13 protein-coding genes are annotated in these 22,804 nt (G+C 73.9%); 5 read left to right on the top strand and 8 right to left on the bottom strand.

Going from position 1 to position 22,804, the window contains the following annotated elements:
- Position 1 precedes the first annotated feature (1 nt).
- Positions 2–676: a 5,6-dimethylbenzimidazole synthase gene (gene bluB / locus WMF20_RS31900; RefSeq protein WP_437605638.1), complete on the bottom strand. Its 675-nt coding sequence runs from the start codon at positions 674–676 to the stop codon at positions 2–4.
- A gap of 224 nt (positions 677–900) precedes the next feature.
- Here bluB and WMF20_RS31905 point away from each other — a divergent pair, with 224 nt between their 5' ends.
- Together WMF20_RS31905 and WMF20_RS31910 are read left to right on the top strand one after the other, a co-directional pair.
- On the top strand, positions 901–1,890 hold the full coding sequence (locus WMF20_RS31905) for an FAD-dependent oxidoreductase (protein WP_437605639.1): 990 nt from the start codon (positions 901–903) through the stop codon (positions 1,888–1,890).
- 724 nt (positions 1,891–2,614) lie between these two features.
- A complete protein-coding gene (locus tag WMF20_RS31910) occupies positions 2,615–3,532 on the top strand; it encodes a fatty acid desaturase (protein WP_129577928.1) in 918 nt (305 codons plus the stop codon).
- Between the two features lie 130 nt (positions 3,533–3,662).
- On the opposite strand, the gene WMF20_RS31915 is transcribed toward WMF20_RS31910, so the two are convergent.
- Entirely contained in the window at positions 3,663–4,325 is a 663-nt protein-coding gene (locus WMF20_RS31915; protein ID WP_437605640.1) for a glutathione S-transferase family protein, read from the bottom strand.
- A gap of 301 nt (positions 4,326–4,626) precedes the next feature.
- Positions 4,627–5,325 carry an alpha/beta fold hydrolase gene (locus WMF20_RS31920; RefSeq protein ID WP_437605641.1) on the bottom strand — a complete coding sequence of 233 codons (699 nt, stop codon included), beginning with the start codon at positions 5,323–5,325 and terminating at the stop codon, positions 4,627–4,629.
- A gap of 527 nt (positions 5,326–5,852) precedes the next feature.
- Here WMF20_RS31920 and WMF20_RS31925 point away from each other — a divergent pair.
- Both WMF20_RS31925 and WMF20_RS31930 read left to right on the top strand, forming a co-directional pair.
- Positions 5,853–7,862, top strand: coding sequence for a hypothetical protein (locus WMF20_RS31925; RefSeq protein ID WP_437605642.1), 2,010 nt, complete (start codon positions 5,853–5,855; stop codon positions 7,860–7,862).
- A 242-nt stretch (positions 7,863–8,104) separates the two neighbouring features.
- Positions 8,105–10,558 (top strand): thrombospondin type 3 repeat-containing protein, encoded by a 2,454-nt coding sequence (locus WMF20_RS31930; RefSeq protein WP_437605643.1) that lies wholly within the window; start codon positions 8,105–8,107, stop codon positions 10,556–10,558.
- A gap of 13 nt (positions 10,559–10,571) precedes the next feature.
- On the opposite strand, the gene WMF20_RS31935 is transcribed toward WMF20_RS31930, so the two are convergent.
- Genes WMF20_RS31935 through WMF20_RS31945 form a run of 3 tightly spaced genes read right to left on the bottom strand, consistent with a single transcriptional unit; the run spans position 10,572 to position 19,291 of the window.
- A complete protein-coding gene (locus WMF20_RS31935; protein ID WP_437605644.1) occupies positions 10,572–14,468 on the bottom strand; it encodes a protein kinase domain-containing protein in 3,897 nt (1,298 codons plus the stop codon).
- A gap of 36 nt (positions 14,469–14,504) precedes the next feature.
- Positions 14,505–18,524, bottom strand: coding sequence for a serine/threonine-protein kinase (locus WMF20_RS31940; RefSeq protein WP_437605645.1), 4,020 nt, complete (start codon positions 18,522–18,524; stop codon positions 14,505–14,507).
- Between the two features lie 8 nt (positions 18,525–18,532).
- Positions 18,533–19,291, bottom strand: a complete 759-nt coding sequence (locus WMF20_RS31945; protein WP_437605646.1) for a hypothetical protein — start codon at positions 19,289–19,291, stop codon at positions 18,533–18,535.
- A gap of 309 nt (positions 19,292–19,600) precedes the next feature.
- Between WMF20_RS31945 and WMF20_RS31950 the strand changes: the two genes are divergently transcribed.
- Positions 19,601–21,004 carry a serine/threonine protein kinase gene (locus tag WMF20_RS31950; RefSeq protein ID WP_437605647.1) on the top strand — a complete coding sequence of 468 codons (1,404 nt, stop codon included), beginning with the start codon at positions 19,601–19,603 and terminating at the stop codon, positions 21,002–21,004.
- A 53-nt stretch (positions 21,005–21,057) separates the two neighbouring features.
- On the opposite strand, the gene WMF20_RS31955 is transcribed toward WMF20_RS31950, so the two are convergent.
- Both WMF20_RS31955 and WMF20_RS31960 read right to left on the bottom strand, forming a co-directional pair.
- Positions 21,058–21,618 (bottom strand): carboxymuconolactone decarboxylase family protein, encoded by a 561-nt coding sequence (locus WMF20_RS31955; RefSeq protein ID WP_437605648.1) that lies wholly within the window; start codon positions 21,616–21,618, stop codon positions 21,058–21,060.
- Positions 21,619–21,690: 72 nt separating this feature from the next.
- Complete coding sequence (locus WMF20_RS31960) at positions 21,691–22,155, bottom strand: MarR family winged helix-turn-helix transcriptional regulator (protein WP_437605649.1); 465 nt, start codon at positions 22,153–22,155, stop codon at positions 21,691–21,693.
- Between the last annotated feature and the right edge of the window lie 649 nt (positions 22,156–22,804).

Genomic DNA, 22,804 nt, shown 5'->3' on the forward strand with positions numbered 1-22,804 from the left:
CTCACGGGCGTCGGCCCGTGGACGCGGTGGCTTCCTCGGGCCAGACGTTCTCGGCGACGAGCTCCGAGAGCGGCCGGCGCGCTGCCCAGCCGCACGCCTCGAGCATGGGGCGGCCGTAAAACGCCTCCACGTGCCCGACGCAGAGGATGGCGAGCGGCCTGCTGCCCGGCGGCATGCGGAGCAGCGCGGCCAGCCTGTCCGGCTCGAAGAGCGACACCCACCCCACGCCGAGCCCCTCCGCGCGCGCGGCGAGCCACAGGTTCTGGATGGCCGCGGCCACCGACGCGACATCCATCTCGGGCAGCGTGCGGCGGCCGAACACGTGCGCCTCGCGCCCCGCCATGAGGCCGGCGACGAGCAGCTCGCCGCATTCAAGGACGCCCTCGACCTTGAGGCGCATGAACTCGTCCTCGCGCTCCCCGAGCGCGCGCGCCGTGGCGAGGCGCTCCGCCTCGACGAGCGCGTGGATGTCGCGCCGGAGCGCCGGCGCCGTGATCCGCACGAAGCGCCAGGGCTGCATCATGCCCACGCTCGGCGCCGCGTGCGCGGCCGCGAGCAGCCTGGCGAGCGCGTCGGGGTCCACCGGCCCCGGCAGGAAGTGGCGCATGTCGCGCCGCTCGTGGATGGCGCGGTACACGGCGGCGATCTCCGGATCGTTGAAGCGGTGGCTCGACATGGTCCCTCGCGTCGCGCGCCGGGCCGCAGGACGGCGGCGATCCGGCGCTGCGGATCCGCGACTGCGTAGCACCGCCCGCGCGGCGGCGTCAGCGCGCGCGAGGCGCGGGCCGCCGCGGCCGCGCCTCGCCCGGGGCGGCCGCGCGATCGGTCGCCCGGTCGGTCGGCCGGCCGATCGGCCTCGATCCACGGGCGCGACGCGCGCTCTCGACGCAGGGGCTCAGCGTGCTAGAGCGCGCGATCGTGGAGTCATCGGCGAGGCAAGCTCCGGGGCTGGACGTCACCGTCGTGGGCGCAGGGGTGATCGGATTGACCACGGCGGTCGTCCTCCAGCGCGACGGCCACCGCGTGCAGGTGATCGCGGCAGAGCGCGGCGAGCACACGACGTCCGCGGTCGCGGCCGCGCTGTGGCACCCGTTCGCGGCGAACCCGCCCGAGCGCGTGAACGCGTGGTCGCGCGCGACCCTCGATGAGCTCACGCGCATCGCCAGGGAGCACCCGGAGGCGGGCGTGGATCTCCTGATCACGCGCGAGGCGTCGGACGACGTGCAGCTGCCCTGGTGGGCCCCGAGCGTCCCGGACCTCGCGATCGAGCCTGGGCCGCACCCGCTGGGCGCGCCCCACAGCTTGCGGTTCACGGCGCCCCGCATCGAGCCGGCGCTGCACCTGCCCTGGCTGGAGTCCCAGCTCCACCGCCCGCTGCGCATCGAGCGCGTGCGATCGCTCGCCGAGGTCGAGGGCGACGTCGTCGTGAATTGCACCGGGCTCGGGGCGCGCGCCCTCACCGGCGACGGCGAGCTCCTCGCCCTTTACGGCCAGGTAGCGATCGTCGAGCCAGGCGAGATACACCTAGATGTCGCATTGGGTGATGAAAGGGACGAATCCGCGCTCGTCTACGTGATCCCGCGGCGTCACGAGATCGTGATTGGCGGCTGCGTCGTTCCGTCCCCTGACGACCGCTCGCTGACGCCCGATCCCGAGCGTACTGACGCAATGCTCCAGCGGGTGCGGGCGGCCGGACTTCGGCCAGGCCGCTTGCTCCGCGCGCGCGCAGGCCTGCGCCCGTACCGGAGCGTCGTGCGCCTCGAGCGCGAAGGCCGCGTGATCCACAATTACGGCCATGGTGGCGCGGGGTACACGCTCGCGTGGGGTTGTGCCAGCGAGGTGAGCGCGATGCTGCGGCACGGCGGCGGTTCGACGCACGGCTGCGTCTAGAAGGAACGCGAAGGAAAAAGAAAGAAAAAGCGCGCCCGCACTGTTTCGACGGTGTCGGCGAGCTCAGCGCCTCGCCTCCGGGCCGGCTCAAGACACGCCGCCGAGCCGCGCTCGCGTGGCCGCTGCAACGGCCGCGCCCGCTGTGACGCTGTGACGCTGTGACGCTATGACGCTGTGAACGCCGTGACGCGGTGAACCCTGTGCAGGCCAAGCAGAAGAGGCCGCTCCTGAAATCCAGCTAACCAGAAGCCCAACGCATCGCTCCGAAAGTCTCGTTGTGCTCTTGTTGCGAGGCTGCTAGATTGGATTCGTGCTCGTCTGCGAGCAACTCCCGCCTTCTCTCGCAGCGGAAACGCCCACGGCGCTCCCCTGTTCATTCGAGAGAGTGGCCGTGGAGGACCTCGCTCTGGAGATCGCCGGCCGCTGACGATCTCGCGGCGCGATCCCTGGAGCGCGGTCCCGGGTGGTCGAACGTTCGCTTGCGCTTGATCCGGCGTCCGTCGTCCGCTGTCATCATAGTGAAAAACCGAAGCTTCCCCCGGGAGTGTTGAACGCCATGAACAACGACGAGAATCGACTCAGTCGTCCATCGGGGCGGCCAGCGGTCTGGAATTTCACGATGAACAACGACGAGCATCGCTCCAGCCGGCCCTCGGGACGGCCCTCGGCGCGACCGTCAGGGAGGCCGTCGGGGAGACCTTCCGGGCGGCCGGCGGTCTGGAGCGTGCTCCCGCTGGCGAGCGGCCTGCTGCAGACCCGGCCGATCGAGTGGCCGTCGCTGGCGCTCTTCGCGGGGTCGTACGCCCTGTTCGCGGCGTCGGTCTACGCGGGCGTCGCGGGCCTCGTGTCGACGGTGCCGGCGGTGCTCGGGGCGGCGGTCGCGGCGTACGCCGCGTTCACGCCGATGCACGAGGCCGCGCACCGGTCGCTGGCGCGCTCCGCGCTGCTGAACGGCGTGGTTGGACGGCTGTCCGGGCTGCTGCTCATGGCGCCGTTCCTGGCGGTGCGTCACTTCCACCTCGAGCATCACAAGCACACGAACGACGCGGACCGGGATCCCGACCACTGGAGCGGGCGCGGCCCGTGGTACCTGCTCCCGCTGCGCTGGGCGACGCAGGATCTCCACTACTACTACCTGTTTCTGCGCTCGTACCACGCGCAGAAGCGCGGCGAGCGGATCGAGACGATCGCGACGCTCGCGGCGATGTTCGCGCTCGTGGCGCTGGCGTTCGGGCTCGGCCACGGCGAGCTCGCGCTGCTCTACTGGATCGTGCCGGCGCGGCTCGCGATCTTCTTCCTCGCGTTCGCCTTCGACTACCTGCCTCACTACCCGCACGAGATCACGGCGGCGCAGAACCGGTATCGCGCGACGCGCGCGATCGACAGCGCGCTCTTCAACGTGCTGCTCTTCGGGCAGACGTATCACCTGATCCACCACCTCTACCCGGCGGTGCCGTTCTTCCGCTACCGCACCGTGTGGAAGTACCAGCGCGAGGAGCTCATGAAGCTCCAGTCGGAGAGCCTCGCCCCGCCGCGCGCGCCCTTGCCGCTGCTCGCGGCAGGCAGCCTCGCCGCGCCGCGCGCGCCCACGATCCACGCCGCCCACCCGGTGCAGGCGGCGGCCGAGCTCGACGCCCTCTGATCCGCGCGGCGCGCGCGCCGCGCCGCTGCCGCGCGCGCCATGTGAGCGCGCCGCGTGTGAGCGCGCCGCCGTCCTGCGCGCACGAGCGCACGTCGCCCCCGACGAGACGAGGCGGCGCGTGCGCTTCGGATCATGCCGCGCGCCAGTGCGGCGGGTACGTCGCGTCGTAGCCGGGCAGCGCCTCGATGCGCGCGCCCCACGCCGCGAGCTTCGGGTAGCGCGCGGCGAGCGGCGCGGCGGCGAGATCGAGCGGCGCGGCGGCGGGGCGGGTCGCGGCGCGCATGGCGAGCTGGATCGACGGGTAGACGGTGAGGTCGGCCGCCGAGAGGCGCGGGCCTGCGAGGTGGTCGCGCTGCGCGAGCGACGCCTCGAGGCGCGCGAGCTCCTCGTGCAGCATGGCGACCGCCGCGCGCACGGCCGGCTCCTCGTCGGCGAGCCGCCGGCGCCTTGTGCTCCTCTCTCGAGAGCTGGAGGAGCTTCGACGTGTAAGGCACCCCTTCACCGCGAGCAGCAGCAGGACCCGCCAGGCGGGCGGGCTGCCGCTGGCCCAGTACACCTCGAGCGCGCCCGCCTGCGGCGCCGACGCCGCGGCGCTGGCGCCGGGCGCGTCGAGGTCGCTCGTGATCTTCGCGATCTTGCGCTGCTCGTTCAGCTCGAACACATCGACGCCGTCGAGCGTACCGTCCCGGCCATGGGCCGTCCTCGTGCGCAGCGTGAACCGCATGGCGGCCCCGAGGCCGAGGGGAAAGACCTTCCGGTCCAGGAACTCGATCTCGCTGAAGGAGGTGAGCAAGAGCGCCAGGGCGTCAAGGACACCAAGAGATAGATAGTGCGATACACCTCCGCATCATCTCGTCTCTCATCTCTCGTCTCTCATCTCTCGTCTCTCGTCTCTCGTCTCTCATCTCTCATCTCTCGTCTCTCATCTCTTATCTCTCGTGCTCGTGCTTCGTGCGCGCTAAATCCGGGAAATCGCGCACGCGCACGAAGAGGGGGACGGAAGACGGAGGGCGAGGGCGCGCCGCCACCGCGCGGGCGGCGCGGATCGCCGCGACCACGATCGCGCACGCCGGCGGGCCACGCCCCCTCCGCGCTCAGCCGCCGCGCGCCATGAACCTCGCCACCACGTCCGCGAACTCCTCGGGTCGCCCGACGATCCAGTCGTGGCTCCCCTTCGCGGAGACGACGAGGATCGAGCCCGGGATCAGGCGCTGGAGGGCGAGCGCATCGCGGAGCGGCACCGTGAGATCGCGCGCGCCCCACGCGAGCAGCGTCGGCACCCGCACGCGCACGGCGTAGCCGCTCAGGTCCACCGTCGCGGCGATCCGCACGAGGCTCAGCACGCTCCGCGTGTGGACGAGCATGTTGTAGAGGAAAGCGGGCGCCGTCCGCACGGAGAAGCGAGGCTCGAGCAGCATGTCGATCGCGCGCGCGCACACGAGCGACAGGACCGAGCGCGGCGGGTTGACTCCGACGGAATCGGCGAGCACGAGCCCGGATAACCGCTCGGGGTACAGGGCGCCGGTGACCAGCGCCGCAGCGCCCGAGAGCGAGTGACCGATCAGCGTGACGCGATCGAGCCGCAACGCTCGCAGCGTGTCGTCGACGCAACGCGCGTACCGCTCCAGCAACCACGGCGCGCGCAGCCGCGAGCCGCGGCGCGAGCCCGGCAGCTCCAGGACGAACACCCGGGCGCGCCGCGCGAGCGCGTCCACCGCGGGCCGGTAGGTCGCGGCGCCGACCAGCATGCTGGGCAGAAGCACGACCGGCGCCCCGGTGCCCGTCTCGGTCACATAAACGACCTCATCGCCGACCCGGATCTCCCGTCCGCGGCTCTCCTCCCGCGCCGCTCGCCTCGCCGCGAAGTCCGCGGAGCGGCGCCGGCTCTCGTCTCTTCGAGCCGGCCACAGGACAGACACCTCGGCGGCGCCGCGCGAGCGTCCATCGCAGGGTTCCATCGTTCCATGTCGTCGGGCGCGCTTCCCCATGAGCCGCGAGGCGATGCCGGACGCGTGCCACCCCGCGCGCGGCGCCGGTGCGAAGTGGCGATGCGGAGCGCGTGCAGCGCGGGCCGCCGTATGCGAAAACCTGGAAGGTCGTTGAGCCCGTCCCGCGCCGCGCTAAGCTCTTCGAAACCGCAGCAATCTCCAGGCTCACGGGGGCCAGCAGGCGTGTCGGCACGGGCCGAGAGCCCGGCGGCGCCTGCTCGGATAACCAGCTCTTCGGGAATGATAGAGGCGAAATGTTGAGGTTCCGCTCCACGTCCGGAGATCGGAAGACAGCTGAGCTCAGGGTCTCGGTGCTCTCGGTATCCGCTGCGATGTCCGCCCTCTCTCAGGGTGCATGGGGGACGGACGCCCCGCCCGCAGCAGAGGTCCAGTGGGCGTATGCGCTCGTCGCCGCGCTCGGGTACCTGCCGGCTGCGATCGAGATCGCCGCCGCCACGCTGCGGCGGACGGGGATGTCGGCCGAGGCCTATCTGCGGAAAAATGCGACGCACCTGGATCCTGGAGGGCCCGGGGACGAGATCCTGGGCGTGGTCTTCGGTGACGCGCTGGAGTCGCTCGGCGAGGACGCGCGCGGCGTGGTGCAAGCGCTCGCCGTGCTGCCGGCCGCGGGGGTCCCGCTGGAGGTGGTCGCCGCGGCGGCGGGGAAGCCCGCGCCCTCGGCCGCTCGGCCGCTTCATCTGCTCGTGCACGGCCGGCTGGCGTCGCTCGATCAGGCCACGCAGACCTATCGGGTGACGCCGCTCGTGCGCGCCGTGGCCTGCAAGGAAGTGGCCGGCGACGCGGAGCGCTGGGACGCGCTGCACCGCGGGGCGGCGGACGCGATGCAGGCGCTCCTCTTCTGGACGGCCGCGGTCGAGGGGCGGCCCGAGGCGGCGATGCGCCGGCGCGTCGCCGCCGAGGTGTTCGCGGCCCTCGACATCGCCCCGTTCCGGGACGGCGCGCGCGGCGCCGACGTGCTGGCGCGGGCGCTCGTCGACGCCTGCACGGTGCTCGATCTCGGGCTCCCGACCGAGGTCCAGCAGCGGCTGCTCGACGAGGCGGCGCGCCTCGCCGGCGACGCGCTCCCCGAGCTCGGCGCGCGCGCGCTGGCGGCGCTCGAGGGGACGCGGCGCGCCGAGCTCGCGAGCAAGCGGCGGGGCACCTTCGGGACGCTCCGGGCCACGCCGGCCGCCCGCGAGCGCGGCCGCCCGGGCCACCGCGACGTCCTCCGCAAGGCGGTGCGCGCGAACGCGCAGCGCGCCGCGGCGCGGAGCGCGCCGGTCGAGGACGACGCCCTCCGCGGCGCGAAGGAGCTCCTCGCGCGCGGCGCCCTGCGCCTCCGCGAGGGCGCGCTCGAGGCCGCCGCGTCCGACTGCGGCGAGGCGCTCGCCGCCTTCGAGGCGGCCGGGGATGGGCGCGGCCAGGCGACGGTGCTCCTGCTCGACGGCGAGCTGCGCCGGCGGCAGGGGGACCTCGCGGCCGCCTCGCGCGACCTGGAGCGGGCGCTCTCGGTGTTCAGGGCGGCGTCCGACCGGACCGGAGAGGCGATGGGGCTGCTCGCCCGCGGCAACCTCCGGCTCGACCAGGACGACGCGCAGGGCGCGGCGAGCGACTACGGCTGCGCGCTCACGCTCCTCAGGGCCTGCCGCGATCGCCCGGGCGAGGCCAACGTGCTGAAGGTGCGCGGCGATCTGTGCTTCCGCGAGGGGGATCTCGCGGGCGCGGCGCGCGACTACGACCGGGCGCTCTACATCCTCGAGGGCGTGGAGGAGCGCGTCCTCAGCCAGCTCCGCTCGCCGCCGGGCGGCGCCGAGGAGCGCCGCGGGTCGAGCGCCCGCGCCGCGCGCGAGATCCTGCCGCAGGCCGAGCTCCTCCGGGCGCTCGGGTGCGAGCAGACCCACGCGCGCACGTGGCAGGCCCGCGGCGACCTGCGGCTGCGGGAGCGCCAGACGGCGCTCGCGGCCCGCGACTACGGCAATGCGATCCTGCTCTACCGGGACAACGGCGATCGGCGCGGCGAGGCCGCCGCGCTCAAGGCCCGCGGCGACCTGCGCCGCGAGCGGGGCGCGCTCCCGGGCGCGGAGCGCGACTACGAGGATGCGCTCCGCCTCTTCGAGGCGCTCGGGGACGGCGCCGGCCAGGCGGCCGCGCTCAAGGCGCGCGCCGACCTGCGCTGCGAGCGGGGCGACACCGCCGGCGCGGCGCTCGACTACACGAGGGCGCTCGCCCTCTTCGACGCGACGGGCGACCCCGCCGGTCAGACGAGCGTAAAGAGCGTTCTCACGAGCATCTCGCATCGCGAGGACTCGCCTCGCCCGGCCACAGCGGCTGTCCCGCGTTGAGGGCGCGGCGCCGCGCGGGTCGCGCGGGTCGCTGGAGCGACCCGCGCGCCTGGGCCGCGACATCGAGACACCTTTACGCCGCTCGACGCGGTCAAGGTCGGGATTCGTCGCTCACCGATGGATGGCGCGTGACGCCGCGTCACGCGCGCTGGATCGTTCCTGCTTTGTGACTTCGTTGTTCGTCCGTCCTGCGCTAGGGTTCCGCGGGTCCGGAACTTTCGCCCCGGCACCGAGGTGGCCCCGTGCGACGACGCCGCTCCTTCGTCGGTATCAGCTTCGCTTTGCTCTCGCTCCTGCCCAGGGCGGCGCTCGCCTCGCCGACGGTGACCGGCTCCACGCCGGAGCTCGGATCGTGGGATGCGCGCCGCGGCGCGCCGCTCCGCGACGACGGGATCGCCCCGGACAGGGCGGCCGGGGACGGCGTCTTCACGGCGGCGGTCTCGTTCGCGGCGCCGGGAGACGTCGAGTACAAGATCTCGCGAAACGGCGTCGATCTCGCGGACGGCGGCGCCGGCGCGGCCAGCGGCGAGAGCCTGCGTTTCACGCTGGCCGGCGGGACACCGCCCTACGATGTCACCTTCTACTACGACAAGCGCGACCTGACCGCACAAGGGTTCTTGCCGGCGACCGAGTCGGCCTCGGACTCGCGCAGCGCCTCGCTCGACGAAGGCGGCGCACCGCAGGTGTGGGTCGCCGTCGGAGACTGGCAGAGCTCCGTGGGCGACACCGACTGGAACCCGTATTCTTCCCTCACGGTCGCGCGCGACGACGGCAACCTCGGCGATCGCGTCGCGGGCGATGGGGTGTATACGTACCGCTTCGTGGCCCGGACGGCGCTCTCCGGCGCGTCCTTCAAGTTCGCGGCGCAGGGCCCCTGGAGCACGAGGCTCGGGGCGAACGGCTGGAGCTACGCCCCGCGGGACTCGTCGAGCGGCGCCTTCAGCGCGGCGGCGGGGCAGGTCGTCACGCTGGAGCTCGACGCGCGCCACGGCCGGATGCGCGCGCAGGCGTCGAGCCCCGCGAAGCTCCTCCTGACGGAGCTCCTCGTCCACCCGGCGGCCGCGGAGTTCGTCGAGATCTATAACCCGGGCAGCGCGCCGGTCGATCTGTCGGACTACTACCTCGCGGACTACCGCTTCTATTACCAGCTCGTCACGCCGGCCCCGACGCTCCCGAACACGAATGATTTCCTGGTGCGCTTCCCGGATGGCGCCGAGATCGGCCCCGGTGAGGTCCAGACCGTGTCGATCGCAGGCGCCGAGTGCTACCGCACGGGGTGCAACGAGAGCAGGGCGTTCAACGGCTGGGGCGCGCCCCCCACCTACGAGATCCAGAGCGCCGGCGGCGCGGAGGGCAAGTCGGCCGACGCGGTGCCCGACATGAGGCTGCCGATCCAGGGATCGGTGGGAGAGACGCGCGGGCTGACGAACGATCATGAGTGCCTGATCCTCTTTTACTGGGACGGCGTGAGCGATCTCGTGAAGGACGTCGATTACGTCTTTTATGGCGTGACGGGGCCGAACACGCCTGTCGACAAGACGGGTGTATCGATCGACGGGCCGGACCCCGGGACCGCGCCGAGCGCCTACCTGGACGACGCGGCGGACGACGCCGCGCTGCACGCGCCGCTGTCGACCGCGAACGGGAGCTGTCGGCAGGACTTCACCGAAGGCACCCAGACCGCGAGCGGGGGGAACGGGGTGACCGGCGCGGTCGAGACCAGCGAGCCGACGTCGTCGACCTGGGCCGCGTGCGCCGTCCCGACGCCCGGCGCGATCGATTTCGACGGCGACGGCGTGCTGGATGGCGCGGACAACTGCCCCCATGCGGAGAACCCGCGTCAGGAGGATCTCGACGGCGACGGCGAGGGCGACGCCTGCGACCCGGACGACGACGGTGACGGCGTGCTGGATGGCGCGGACAACTGCCCTTCCACCGCCAACTCGACCCAGCGCGACACCGACGGTGACGGCGCTGGCGACGCCTGTGACCCGGACGACGACGACGACACGGTCCTCGACGCCGACGACAACTGCCCTCGGACGCCGAACGCCGATCAGCGGGACTCGGACGGCAACGGCGTCGGCGACGCGTGCGACGCCGACGACGACGGAGACGGCGTGAACAACGATGAGGACAACTGCCCCAAGGTGGCGAATCCCGGCCAGGAGGACTCGGACGGCGACGGGACCGGCGACGCCTGCGACGGGGATTTCGCCGACTCGGACGGCGACGGCGCGCTCGACGGCATGGACAACTGCCCTGTCGTCAGGAATCCGGACCAGGCCGACACCGACGGCGACGGCGTGGGCGACGCGTGCGACAACTGCGAGGCTCTAGCGAACGCCGATCAGGTCGACACCGACGGCGACGGCGCGGGCGACGCGTGCGACGCCGACGACGACAACGACTTCGTGCGGGACGTCCATGACGAGTGCCCGACCGAGCCCGGGCCTGCCTCGAACCAGGGTTGCCCCGGGGGGGAGGGCGGCGGCGCGGCGGCCTCGAGCGCGGTGAGCTCGTCGGTCGAGGCGTCGTCGTCGTCGTCGTGGGGCAGCAGCGGCGGGCTCGGCGGCGGCGGACCCGGCTGTGACTGCCACGCCGCGAGCGGCGCGCCGTCGGGCGGCCCGCTTTCGCCGTGGCTCGCGCTCCTCGGCGGCATGCTGCGGCTCGCGTGCGGCCGGCGGCGCGCGTGAGCGCGGCGCTGCGTCAGCCGTCGAGCCACCGCCGCGCGAGCTCGAGCGTGCGGGCGTTGTCCGGGACATCCCGGAGGAAGCGCTCGCGCCACGTCGGGTCACGGAGCTTCTCGGCGCGCGCGAGCAGGGCCGCCCTGGCGGCTGCGATCGCGGCGGCGGCCTCCTCACGGCGCCCGTGCGCCGAGAGCGCCTCGGCGATCGTCAGGCGGACGAGCGACTCGCCCTCTTCGATGGCGCCGAACGACGCCAGCATGTCGCTCGCTTCGGCGGCCGTCCCGACGGCCTCGTCGACGCGGCCGCGCTCGAGCAGCACGCGCGCGAGGACGGCGGAGGCCTGCACGCCGAGCGTCGGCACGGCGGGCGAGAGCGCCACGGCGGCGCGCGCCTCGCGCTCGGCGGTCTCGAGGTCGCCGGCGGCGAGGGCGACCCTCGCGAGGCAAGAGCGGACGATCATCTCCGCGCGCGCGCCGCTCGCCTGCCGGCTCTGCGCGACGCACGCCTCGGCGAGCGCCCGCGCCTCGGCCCGCTGACCGCGGCACGCGAGGACGCTCGCGAGGCTCGACTCCACGATGAGCTTCAGATCCTGCAGCTCTAGCCGGTCGGTCTCCTCGCGGGCCGCGCGCAGCGTCAGCTCCGCCCGCTCGAAGTCGCCCAGCTCCGCGTAGGCATACCCGAGGTTCGCGCGGTTGCTGCAGGCGTTGCGGCGATCGCCGGCCTGCTCGAAGGCGAGCACCGCGGCCTCCAGGCCGCTCGCGCCGGCGCTCAGATCGCCGACGCACATCGCGTGGTAACAGCGCGCCTCCTGGAGGTGCGTGCGCAGCTTCACGTCCTGCGCCTCGTCCTGCGCGTCTGATTGCGAGAGGGCGCGCTCGACGGTCTCGACGAGGGCGAGCCCTTCGGCGTAGCGCCCCCCCAGGATCAGCACGGTCGCGCCCTCGACCACGCAGGTGAGCTTGACGCCCTGCGCGCCGTCCGCGGCCGGCGCGCCCACCGCCGCCGTCATCCAGCGCTCGACGTCGTCGAGGCATCCCAGCTTGGACGCGGCGATGGCCACCTGACCGATGGCCGAGAACCATGCGCTCGAGCCGCGATCGAGCTGCTCGACCGCCTCCGTCCCTCGCTCCACGGCGAGGGCGGCCTCGCCGCGCCATCCATGGGCTTCGGCCTGGACGCCGCGGAGCCTTCCGGCGGTGCCTCCGGCCGCACCGCAGCCGATACCGCGCTCGGCTCGCTCCAGCGCCGTGGCCAGGTCGTTGCCGCGGAGCGCCTCCTCGGCGGCGCGCAGGTACGCGTCCGCCGCCCGCGCCGGCGCGCCGCCGACCTCGAAGTGCTGCGCCAGCGCCATGGCGTCCGCGACCCCGGCGCGCTCCAGCCAGTCGCCCGCGAGCGCGTGACCGACGCGGCGATCGCGCTCGGTGAGCATGCCGTAGGCGGCCTCCCGGATCAGCGCGTGGCGGAACCCGTACTCCACCTCGCCGGCGATGCGCCCTTCGTGACGCCGCACCACGAGCTCCCGCCGCGCGAGCTCGGCGAGCCGCGGCGCGACCGGCGCGCCGCCCACGAGGGCCCTCGCCCCGCCCTCCCAGAACGTCTCGCCGAAGACGCTCGCCGCCCGCAGCACGCGCCGCTCCTCGACGTCCAGCGCCTCGAGCCGCGCCTGCACCATCGCCAGCGCCGTCTCGGGAATGCCCGCGCTCCGGCCCTCGGCGACCGCGCGGATCTGCTCCTCCAGCACGAACGCGTTGCCCTCGGCGCGCGCGAGCAGCTCCTCCACCAGCTCGGCCCCCACGCCGTCGCCGAGCACCTCGCGCACCAGCCGCTCGCTCGCGCGCCGCGGCAGCGGCGCGAGCCGCAGCCGGAGGCCGTTGCGCTCGCTCCACAGCGCAGGAAAGAGCCCGTCGACCTCCGGACGCGCGAGCGCCAGCACGAAGAACGGCAGGTCCCTCGCGTGCCGGAGCGCGGCGTCGACCAGGGTCACCGTGGGCAGATCGCCCCAGTGCAGATCCTCCAGCACCAGCAGCACCGGCTTCCGCTGGCACTCGGCCCGCACGAAGTCCTCGAACGCCTCGCGGAGGCGGTCGCTCATCAGCCTCGGGCTCTGCCGCGCCGCCCGGAGCTGCACGTCGCCGTCGCCGGGGAACGCCGCCCCCACGAGCTCGCCGAGGAACGCCGCCACGCGCGCGCCCTCGTCCCCGCGCCGCTCGAGCCGCTCCACCCGGGCGAGCACCTTGCGCCGCCGCACCTCCAGCGGCTCGCCGTCGCGGATGCCCATGGCGCGGCGGAGCGCCCGCGCGAGCAGGCCGAACGCCGACCCGGCGGCCACCGGGTCGGCCCTGCCGATCCAGGTCTCGACGGCTTCGCCCCGCTCCTCGAGCGTGCGGAGGAACTCCCAGGCGAGGCGCGACTTGCCGAGGCCAGGAGCGCCCACGACGACCACCGCGTTCGCGGAGGGCTCGTCGACGCAATGGCGCCACTCGGTCGCGAGCTGCGAGAGCTCGCGCTCGCGCCCCACGCAGGGCGTCGGCTTGCCGAGGAGCCGGGGCACGGTGTCCGGCTCCTCCTTCGGTCGGCCAAGCCAGCTCCCGCCGGGCCCTTGCGATGTCTCGAAGCGGCTCGCGAGCAGGCTGGCCGTCGCGTCGTCGAGCCGGATCTCCCCGGCCGCAGGGCCATCGCGCCCGGCCATGAGCTGCGCGACCCGATCGACAAGCTCGCCGACCGGCAGCTTGCCCTCGACCTCGGTCAACCCGGTCGCGACGGACATGGGCACGGCGCCGAGCGGCGTCCGCAAGGCGCGCGCGCAATGAGCCGCCCGCGCGGCGAGGTCCGTCGGCGGCTCGGCGCCGGAGAGCGCGACGAGCAGCCAGCGCGATTGCAGCCGATCGAGGCGCCCGCCGTGGCGCGCCGCGATGTCCCGCAGCGCCTCGGCCCGCGCGGCGCCGCCCGCGTCGGTGAGCGTCTCGAGCGTGGCGCCGGCCTCGGCGCCGCCGTCTTCGGCCAGGATGACGCACATCACCTTGCGCTCGGCCGTCGTGATCGCCTCGCCCGGCGCGGCCGGCGCCGCGATCGCGCTCGCTCCCGCGGACGGCCCTGCGCCGGCCACGGCCGCGAGCTCCGCCGCGACGGCGGCGCCGTCGCGCGGCCGCTCCCCCGCCGCCTTCGCCAGCATCCGCGCCACCAGGCGCTCGAGCGGCTCCGGGACGTCGCCGCGCAGCTCCCCGAGCCGCGGCGGCTCTTCCAGGACGACCTTCATCAGGAGCGCGAGCGCGCCGTTGCCGAGGAACGGCGGCCGCCCCGCGAGGCACTGGAACAGCACGCACCCGAGCGCGAACACGTCGGCCCGCGCGTCGACCGGCGCGTCGCCGCGCACCTGCTCGGGCGCCATGTACCCGGGCGTGCCGAGCACCGCGCCGGGCGCCGTGAGGGTCTGCGCGAGCCGGAGGTCGCGCGCGATGCCGAAGTCGAGCAGCGTGACGCGCTCGACCGCGCCGCCCACGAGCATCAGGTTGCTCGGCTTCAGGTCGCGGTGAACGACGCCGAGCCGGTGCACGGCGCCGAGCGTCTCCGCCACGCGCGCGGTCAGCGCCACGCTCTCGGCGAGCGCGAGCGGCGCGGCGGCGAGCCGCTCCTCCAGGGTCACGCCGTCGAGCCACTCCATGGCCAGATACGGCTGCCCTGCGCCGGTCGCTCCGTGCGCCACGTACTGCACCACGCCCGGCAGCCGGAGCGTCACGAGCGCCTCCGCCTCCCGCGCGAACCGGCGCAGCTCGCTGGCGCTCGCGCCCTGCAGCACCTTGAGCGCCACCGCCTGCCCGGACCCCCGGTCGCGCGCGCGGTAGACGTCCCCCATCCCGCCCGAGGCCGCGAGGCGCTCGATCTCGAACCGCCCCTCCACCACGTCCGAAGCGCGCATCAGCGCTCCCCCTGTACTTCGCGGCCCGCCGGGCTCCTAGCTCCCTCGCTGCCGCTCGAGCCGCTCCCTCATCCAGTTGGGGATCCTCTCGGCCGCCTCGATCGCCCGCGCGAGCGCCGCCTTCCCCTCGGCGTCGCGGCCGCGGCGCGAGCGCGCCCGCGCCCGCGCCTCGATCACCTCGATCTGCTCCTGGCCCACGGAGCAGCGGGCGGACCGCCCCTCGAGCTCGTCCCACTCCTCGTCGGTGGCGTCGCGCGTCGCCAGGTCGATCATCGACCACAGCACCTCCTCCGCGGGGGCCATCTCCATGCCCCCGCGCCCCGCGGCGATCGCCTTCCCCTGCTGGGCCCGGATGGTCTCGATGATCTCCCGCGCCTTGCCCTCGTCGCCTCGATAAAGGAGCAGCCTCGCCTGCAGGAGCTGCGCCCAGGGACGCGCCTCCTCCCCCCGCTGCTGGCGCTCCAGGTGCGCGGCCCGCTCCACGTGCGGCATCGCCATCTCGAGGTTGCCCACCATGTACAGGTACTCGCCGAGGTTGAACTCCCCCATGAGCTCCATCGCCCCGAGGCCCAGCTCGCGCGAGAGGGCGAGGAGACGGCACATGTCCAGGATCATGCCCTCGTTGTCGCCGAGGCACGCGCGCAGGAGCGCCCGGTTGTTGATGGCCGGCCCGAGGTGCAGGAGATCGCCGCGCGCCTCGCACATCCGGATCGCCCGCTCCAGCGCCGCCCCCGCCTCATCCAGCTTGCTCAGCCCCTGGTAGATGAAGCCGAGGACGAGCAGCGACACCACCAGCGTCTCGTAGCCCTCGTCGCCGAGCGCCTCCGCCTGCGCCGCCGCGCGCTCGAACTCCCGCGCCGCCTCTTCCTCCCGGCTCTCCCGGTGGAGCGACAGCGCCACCCCCATCGACAGCCGCGCCGAGAGCGCCGGGGGCAGCTCGCCGCTCGCGAGCGCCTTCGCCTGCTCCACCCGCTCCTTCGATCGCCCGAAGTCGTCCATCCAGTCGAGCGTGATCGCCTCGTCGAGCAGGATCTCGATCTGCTCGATCGCCTCCCCCTCCTCGATCGCCATCGCGCGCGCGCGCGCGAGATCCCCGAGCGCGTCGTGGTAGCGGCCGAGCCGGTAGCGCATCAGGCCCCGGCCCCGGTACGCCGACCTCCGCCGCGCGCCGCGATCCGGGGCCGGCTGCGCCAGCGCGCGGCTGTAGTGCAGCTCCGCCTCCATGTACGCGTGCCGCGCCCGCGCCCGCTCGGCCAGCTCCAGGTAGGCCGCCTCCGCCACCGCCGAGAGCCCCGCCTCGGCCGCGTGGTAGGCGATCTTGAACCGCCGCTGCTCCCGGCTCTCGTGCGCCGCCTCGCGGTGGTGCTCGTACGCGGCCAGGTGGATCCGCCGCCGCTCGGCCTCGGCCACCCCCTGCGCGATCGCCTCCCGCATCAGCGCGTGACGGAACCCGAGCCGGCCCTTCCGATCGACGACGAGCACGCCCGCCTTGAGCAGCCGCTCGGTCCCGACCCGCGCGTCCAGCGGGAAGGCCGCGCCCTCGCCGCGCCGATCGAGGTGGCCCAGCACGCCCGCGATCTCGTCGGGCGACACCTCGGCGCCGAGCAGCGAGACGAGCCGCGCGTGCGCCCCGAGGGCCGGCCCGAGCGCCTCGATCTCCCCCTGCGCCAGCGGATCGAGGAGCGGCAGCGCCGGGAGGCGCTCGAGCTCGTCGGTCGCCAGGTACCACGCGTCGCCCCGCGGGTGCCGGCGCAGGATCCCCTCGCGCTTGAGCCCGTGCACGAGCTCGACGAGGAGCAGCGGCACCCGCTGCGCCCGCTCGATCAGGCGATCGATCGCCGACTCCGGCACGTCCCGCGCGGGCAGGAGCAGGCGCCGGCAGAGCGCCCGCGCGCTGTCCGGGTCGAGGGCGTCGAGCCGCACGACCTCGCGCCGCGCCGCCCGCTCGCCCCACGAGGGCTGCGCCTCGGCGAAGGCGGGGCGCCCCATCGCGCAGACCCACAGCGGCGCGGCCCCGTCCCCGAGCGCCGCGTACTCGAGCGCCGCCAGCGTCGCCTCGTGCGCGAACTGCGCGTCGTCGAGGACGACCACGACCGGCGCGGCCGCAGCGCACCGGCGCAGGCACTCGCCCGCCGCGCGCACGCACGCCGAGCGCAGCGCGCCGGGCACGGCCTTGAGCGCCTCGACGTCGCGGAAGAACTCGCCGCCCGTCCGCTCGTCCACCCATCCGAGCGCCATCGCCAGCCCCGATCCGAGCTCCTCGCCGAGCGCGGAGCCGAGCCGCTCCGCGAGCGCCGCGCGGACGCCGCTCTCGGGGGGCGCCTCGGGGATGTCGAGCGCCTCGCGCACGAGCTCCTGGAGCGTCGCGTCCGCGACGCCGCTCGTCGGCTCCCGCCCGCGCAGGTCGATCAGCCTGGCGTGGGGCAGGCGCTCCCGGAGCTGCCTGACGAGCTCGACGAAGAGGCGGCTCTTGCCGTAGCCGGGCTCGCCGATCACCGACACGACCGTGGGCTGCCGCAGCCGGAGCGCCTCCTCGGCGCCGTGGACGAGGTGCTCGAGGACCTCGCGGCGGCCGATGAGCGCGCCGGGGCCCGTCGTCTCCCGCGCGTCGTCGCCGGGCCGGGGCTCGCCGTCGCCTGCGCGATCGTCCTCCGGCGCGGCGAGGGACGCCTCCGGGAGCGCGGCCGCCGCCGCGGGCGTGAGGAACGGCCCCGGCGGCCCGGAGGCGGAGGGCCACCGCTCGGCGCGCGAGAAGAGCGGGCTCAGGAAGCGCCGCGCCCCGCCGGGGCGGGCCTGGACCGACACGGGCGCGAGATCGATGAGCACCCGCTCGCACAGCCCCGCGCGCAGGAGCTCGTCGGCCGCGCGCCTGGCGTGGCGCGCGGGGCTCGCCGCGCCCTCGTGGCCGAAGACCGCCGCGTAGCGAGCGCCGGACGCGTGCGCGAGCTCGCCGCCGAGCGCCCGGACCCTGCGCTGCACGGCCATCCGATCCGCCGCGCCCTCGAAGAACAGGAGCCCCACCGCGCGGCGCTCGGCGCCGGCCAGAGAGCGAGGCCCGCCGTGCTCGCTCGCCGTGAGCTCGTCCCCGAGCGCGCGCTCCAGCGCGGCGCGGAGCTCGGTCGCGCTCGCGAACCGCTCGCCCCGCTCCTTGGCCAGGCACCGGTGCACCACCTGCTCGATCGCCCGCGGCACGGCCGCGCGCGCCGACAGGCGCGGCGGCCTGCGGCTCCGGTGCTCCTCCAGCACCACCGCGCGCGGCCCCCAGAACGGAGGCCGGCCGGCGAAGAGCTCGTACAGGATGACGCCCATCGCGTAGATGTCGGCGCGCGCGTCGAGATCCGCGCGCCCGGCGGACTGCTCCGGCGCCATGTACTCCGCGGTCCCCAGGGCGAGATCGTCGTCCTGCGCGCCGTCGCGCCGCCCCACGACGCGGGCGATGCCGAGGTCGATGAGGGTCGCCTTCCCCGAGCGATCGACGAAGATGTTCTCGGGCTTGAGATCGCAGTGCACGTAGCCGCGCGCGTGGACGGCCTCGAGGGCCGCGAGCGTCGCGAGGCCGAGCTGGGCGGCCTCGTCGAGCCGCGGCGCCGGCCGCGCGGCGAGGCGCGCGGCGAGCGTGGGCGCGGCGACGAGGTCGAGCACGGCGTACGGAGAGCCGTCGTCCAGCGCGCCGCGCGCGTGCACGGCCGGCACGTGGGGGGGCCCCACGGCGAGGAGCGCCTCGATCTCGCGCCGGAGCCGCGGGGCGGCCCCGCGGCGATCGGCGCGCGCGAGCTTGATCGCCGCCGCCTCCCCGCCGCCCTCCGGCTCGGCCTCGAACACGGTGCCGAAGCCGCCCTGCCCCAGGACCCTGCGCGTCCGGTAGCCCGGGAAGCGAGGCAGCGAGACGGGGACGACCTCGGTGATGTCCGGCGGGCTCGCCTCGTCGTAGCGATGCAGCTCGGACGGCGGGCACTCGGGGCACGAACCCTGGTTCCGCCGCCCGCACGACGGGCAGCGCCGATGTTCCGGAGGGGCGCGCTCGGGATCCTGGTTCCGCTGGACCTCGGAGCCCATGCCGCATTTTACGGCGGCAGGAAGGACGTGATCACCACATCCGTGCGCGCCGAGGACGAGATCGCCGGGTTGTCGAGGCATTGGGAGTAGAAGCCGCCGTCGGCGACCACCGCTTCGCACACAGTATCGCACGAGCCCGCGAGCGCGATGGGGCCGCACGGCTCCGTGATCGGCCCCCCGGTCGCCGGGTCGACCCCGATGTGACCTGCCGCACAGTCACGCTTCAGCGCCCGCGCGCGCGCGACGCCTGCCGGCGAGTAGCAGGCCCGTAGGTAGGGCGTCGAGGTGAACAGGTTGCCCCAGAACGCGCCCTCCCTGACCGAGTAGCTCGAGCGCTCGGACCACGAGGAGCCCATGGATACCTGGCTCGCGCGCAGGGAGATCATCACCGGGACGCCGTAATAGTTCGTGCGCGCGGCGAGGCACGCGGAGATGTAGCGCTGGTAGAAGGGATCCGTGAGCGGGCCGTACACCCACCAGTCCACGATCCCGAGGTAGCCGCTGTACGTCTCCTGTCGGCTCGCCCCGCCGCTGTCGGTCCACGTGAACGAGAACGACTGGTCTGGCCGGAGCGCACAGCTCACGACGTACTGGAGGAGCTGCCTTGACAAGGCGCCCTGAGGTCCTGGATCCTGGATGGCTGCGAGCGCGGCGGCGCTGAGCGCGCTCGGCTTGAGCGCGTTTGCGCCGAGATGGCTCGGGGTGAGCGCGCCGGAGAGGAGCGCGTTCCGGTTGATGATATTGGACAGGGCGCCGTTCCCAGCCACGACGGCGCCCTCCGCCTCGCCGATGAGCTCCTCGAGCTCTTCATCGGTCTCGTCGTCGATCTCGGCCCCGATGCAGGCGGTAGTAACCAGAGGTATTGCGAGCAGCGCAACAGTCCGTGTCCAGCAAAGGAACATCTTGTTCCCCCTTTCAGCGACGGGTCCCGGCCGGCGGTTCAGTGTCGAGGTGCGGCCAAGTTTAAGTTACCATTTAGAAACGCTCCTGAGTATACCGGTTCATCAAGATCATCCTCGAAGGGGACAGCAGCGCGCGCGCGCCGCGGCCCGTGACGCGCCGCACGGTGGGGCAAGATGACGAAAGAGGACGAGACGAGGCCATTTTCGGAGGTCGAGCGGGCCAGCGCGCGCGGCGAGCTCCCGCCGGGGACCCTGGCCGGCGAATACATCCTCGAAGGATTCATCGCGCGCGGCGGCTGCGGGGTCGTCTATGCAGCGAGGCACGCCCGTTCAGGGAGGCCCGCCGCGGTCAAGGTGCTGAGCGAGGCGGTAGCCCACTCGCGCCGCGTGGTCGAGCGCTTCGCGCGCGAGATCGAGGCATTACGCCTCATCTCCCACCCAAACATCGTAGAAATTTACGAAGTAGGTGAGCTGAACAACTATCAGCCGTTCTACGTGATGGAGCGCCTGGAAGGGCAGACGCTCGATGCGCTGATCAGGGCCGAAACCCGGCTCGCGCCGCGGGAGGCGCTCGAGCTGTTCGAGCCCATCTGCGCGGCGCTGGGGGCCGCGCACGCCGCCGGCATCATTCACCGCGACGTGAAGGCCAGCAACATCTTCATCTGCTCCGGCAAACCACGGACCGTGAAGCTGCTCGACTTCGGCATCGCGAAATTGATGGGGCCCGAGGAGGGCTCGACCTGGCTGACCACCGCCGGAAGAATGCCCGGGACGCCATCGATCATGGCGCCCGAGCAGATCCTGGGCGGCCCCATCGATGCGCGGGTGGATGTTTATGCGCTCGGAGTGCTCCTCCATCGCATGTTGGTCGGAAGATTACCATTCCACACACATGACATGGATGAGATGGTGCGGAAGCACCTCGAGGAGCCGCCGATGCCCCCGAGCTTGCGGGTGCCGCTTCCTCTCGAGCTCGACGCGGTGGTGCTTCGCTGTATGGAGAAGCGGCGGGAGCGGCGGTTCGGCTCGGTCGAGGAGCTGGTGCGGGCGCTCCGGGAGGCGATCGGCGAGCCCGCGTCGGGGACGAGGGGCGGGCCGGATCCGACGCAGCCGGCGGTGGGCGTGTACCTGGAGGTGAGGACGCGCGGCGGCTCCGACGATCTCGACGACGCGCTCGCGGCGGACATCGGGCAGGTGCTCGACACGGCCGAGTCGCAGCTCGAGCGCGCGGGGTTCATCCTGGCCTCGACGACCGGCAACGAGGTGCTCGGCGTGCGCCTCTTGCCGGCCGGGGCGGACGCGGAGCGCGACGAGCGGCGCGCGGCGCTCCGGGTCGCGGCGGCGCTGCACGAGGCGGTGGTCCGCCGCGCGGGGGCGGACGCGCGCGTGCACGTCAACGTGAGCGTCCACGCGGACGACGTGCAGGTGCGCCCGGCGGCGCAGCCCGAGATCCTGGGGGGCGCGCTGATGTGCGCGGGGCAATGGGCGCCGGCCGGCGAGGAGCCGGGGGTCTTCGCGACGCCGAGCGCGACCGCGGGCCTCGTCGGCGAGGAGCTGCGCCCGCTCCGCGGCGCGTGACCCATCGCGAGCGCGGCCCGCGATCGCGGCGAGCGCCCGCGCTTCCGGGCGCGTCAGCGCAGCGCGTGGGTGCGGGTCATCCGGTTCGCGAACGTCGACAGCGTGTAGGTGCCGATGCCGACGATCACCTCGAGGGCCTGCTCGGCGGTGAAGCCCGCGCCGAGGAAGGCGTCGAGATCGGCGTCCGAGACCTGGCCGCGCTCGCGCAGCGTCGCCTCGGTGAACGCCGCGAGCGCCTGGAGGCGCGCGTCGGGCGCCGGCCTCCGCTCGAACAGCGCCGCGGCGACCTCGGGGGGCGCCCCCGCGCGGAGGAGCAGCCCGCGGTGCATCGCGCGGCAGAGATCGCAGCCGTTCTCGCCGGCGACGACCATCACCACGACCTCGCGCTCCACCGGCGAGAGCGTGGCCCCCTCGAAGACCGAGAGGAGCTCGTCGAAGGCGCGCACGAGGAGCGGCGAGGTCGCGAAGCGCGCCGAGGGCAGCGGCAGGAAGCCGAACTTCCGCGAGGTCCGCTCCAGCGCGGCGCGGGCCGCCGCGGGCGCGGTGTCGAGCGTGTGCGCGGGGAAATGAGGGGATGCGGCGGCCTGGGCAGGGGAAGCAGCGGTCTGGGTCATGCGGGTGTCTCCTGAATTGGTTGTCAATGCAATCAATTGGGGATGATGAGGCGGGCGGGGGGCGGGCCGCGCTCAGCCCTCGGGCTCGAGGTTCGCGAGGATGCGCTGCAGCGTGCGCCGGGTCGTGAGCAGATCGTCCTCCGGGATGCCGGCGCGCAGCGCGTCCACGAGGGCCTTGGCCTCGCCCGACAGCGCCTTGCGCAGCGTGCGCCCGCGCGCGGTGAGGTAGACGAGCCGGGCGCGCCGGTCCGTCGGGTCGTGCCTCCGCTCGACGAGCCCGTCGCGCTCCATGAGCGCGAGGATCCGGCTCATCGTGGGCACGTCCCGGAAGGTGCGCTCGGCCAGGTGCGTCTGCGTGACGCCCTCCTGCTCCCACAGGCGGACGAGGACCATCCACTGCTCGGGCGTGATCTCGACGCCGTGCGCGCGGAAGCGCCGGTACATCGCGGCGCGGGAGGCGAGGTACACGCGCGCGACCCAGTAGCTGAGGGCGTTGTCGAGGAGGATCCCCCCTTCGGCCGTGAACTGGTCGCGCATGATGGCCGAGCGTACCGCAGAAGAATTAATTGTCAATACAACTAATTGTCCGGCGCGCCGCGCGGGGCTCGCTGGCGCGGCCTGTGCGAGCCCGCCTGCGGTCATGGCGACGCAGGCGGCGAGCGGCGCGGGGCTCGCCTCGGCGTGGCCGGCGGGGCAGAGGAGCAGCGTCGAGAGGACGGGCGCGCCGCAGGACCGCACGCCGAGCAGCGGGACGTCGCCGTGCTCCGTCGAGCGCCGCCGGGCGGCTCCTCGGCGCCAATCCACTGCCAGCGAGCGCCGCCGGGCGGCTCCTCGGCGCCAATCCACTGCCGGCGAGCGCCGCCGGGCGGCGTTCGGATGCGAGCCCCCTTTCCCTCGATCGCCGACCGACGGCGCTCGGCGCAAACCAACTCTCGGCGATCGCCGCCCGCCGGCGCTCTCTCGTAAGCCCTCTTACTCAAGATCGCCGCCCGGCGGCGCTCGGCGCAAACCAACTCTCGGCGATCGCCGCCCGGTGGCGATCTTGCGTAAGCCCTCTTACTCGCAATCGCCGCCCGGAGGCGCTTCGGCGTAAGACACCTTACTTGAGATCGCCGCCTGGAGGCGCTTCGGCGTGAGACATCTTCCTCGAGATCGCCACCGACCACCGATCGGCGCAAGTGGACAG

The organism is Sorangium sp. So ce834, assembly GCF_051521425.1.
In the GTDB taxonomy this organism is placed as follows: domain Bacteria; phylum Myxococcota_A; class Polyangia; order Polyangiales; family Polyangiaceae; genus Sorangium; species Sorangium cellulosum_D.

Excerpts from the sequence above, each read along its gene's own strand:
- WMF20_RS31955 (WP_437605648.1), bottom strand. The coding sequence starts at position 21,618 with ATGACCCAGACCGCTGCTTCCCCTGCCCAGGCCGCCGCATCCCCTCAT.
- WMF20_RS31925 (WP_437605642.1), top strand. The coding sequence starts at position 5,853 with ATGTCCGCCCTCTCTCAGGGTGCATGGGGGACGGACGCCCCGCCCGCA.
- WMF20_RS31940 (WP_437605645.1), bottom strand. The coding sequence starts at position 18,524 with ATGGGCTCCGAGGTCCAGCGGAACCAGGATCCCGAGCGCGCCCCTCCG.
- WMF20_RS31950 (WP_437605647.1), top strand. The coding sequence starts at position 19,601 with ATGACGAAAGAGGACGAGACGAGGCCATTTTCGGAGGTCGAGCGGGCC.
- WMF20_RS31960 (WP_437605649.1), bottom strand. The coding sequence starts at position 22,155 with ATGCGCGACCAGTTCACGGCCGAAGGGGGGATCCTCCTCGACAACGCC.
- WMF20_RS31935 (WP_437605644.1), bottom strand. The coding sequence starts at position 14,468 with ATGCGCGCTTCGGACGTGGTGGAGGGGCGGTTCGAGATCGAGCGCCTC.
- bluB (WP_437605638.1), bottom strand. The coding sequence starts at position 676 with ATGTCGAGCCACCGCTTCAACGATCCGGAGATCGCCGCCGTGTACCGC.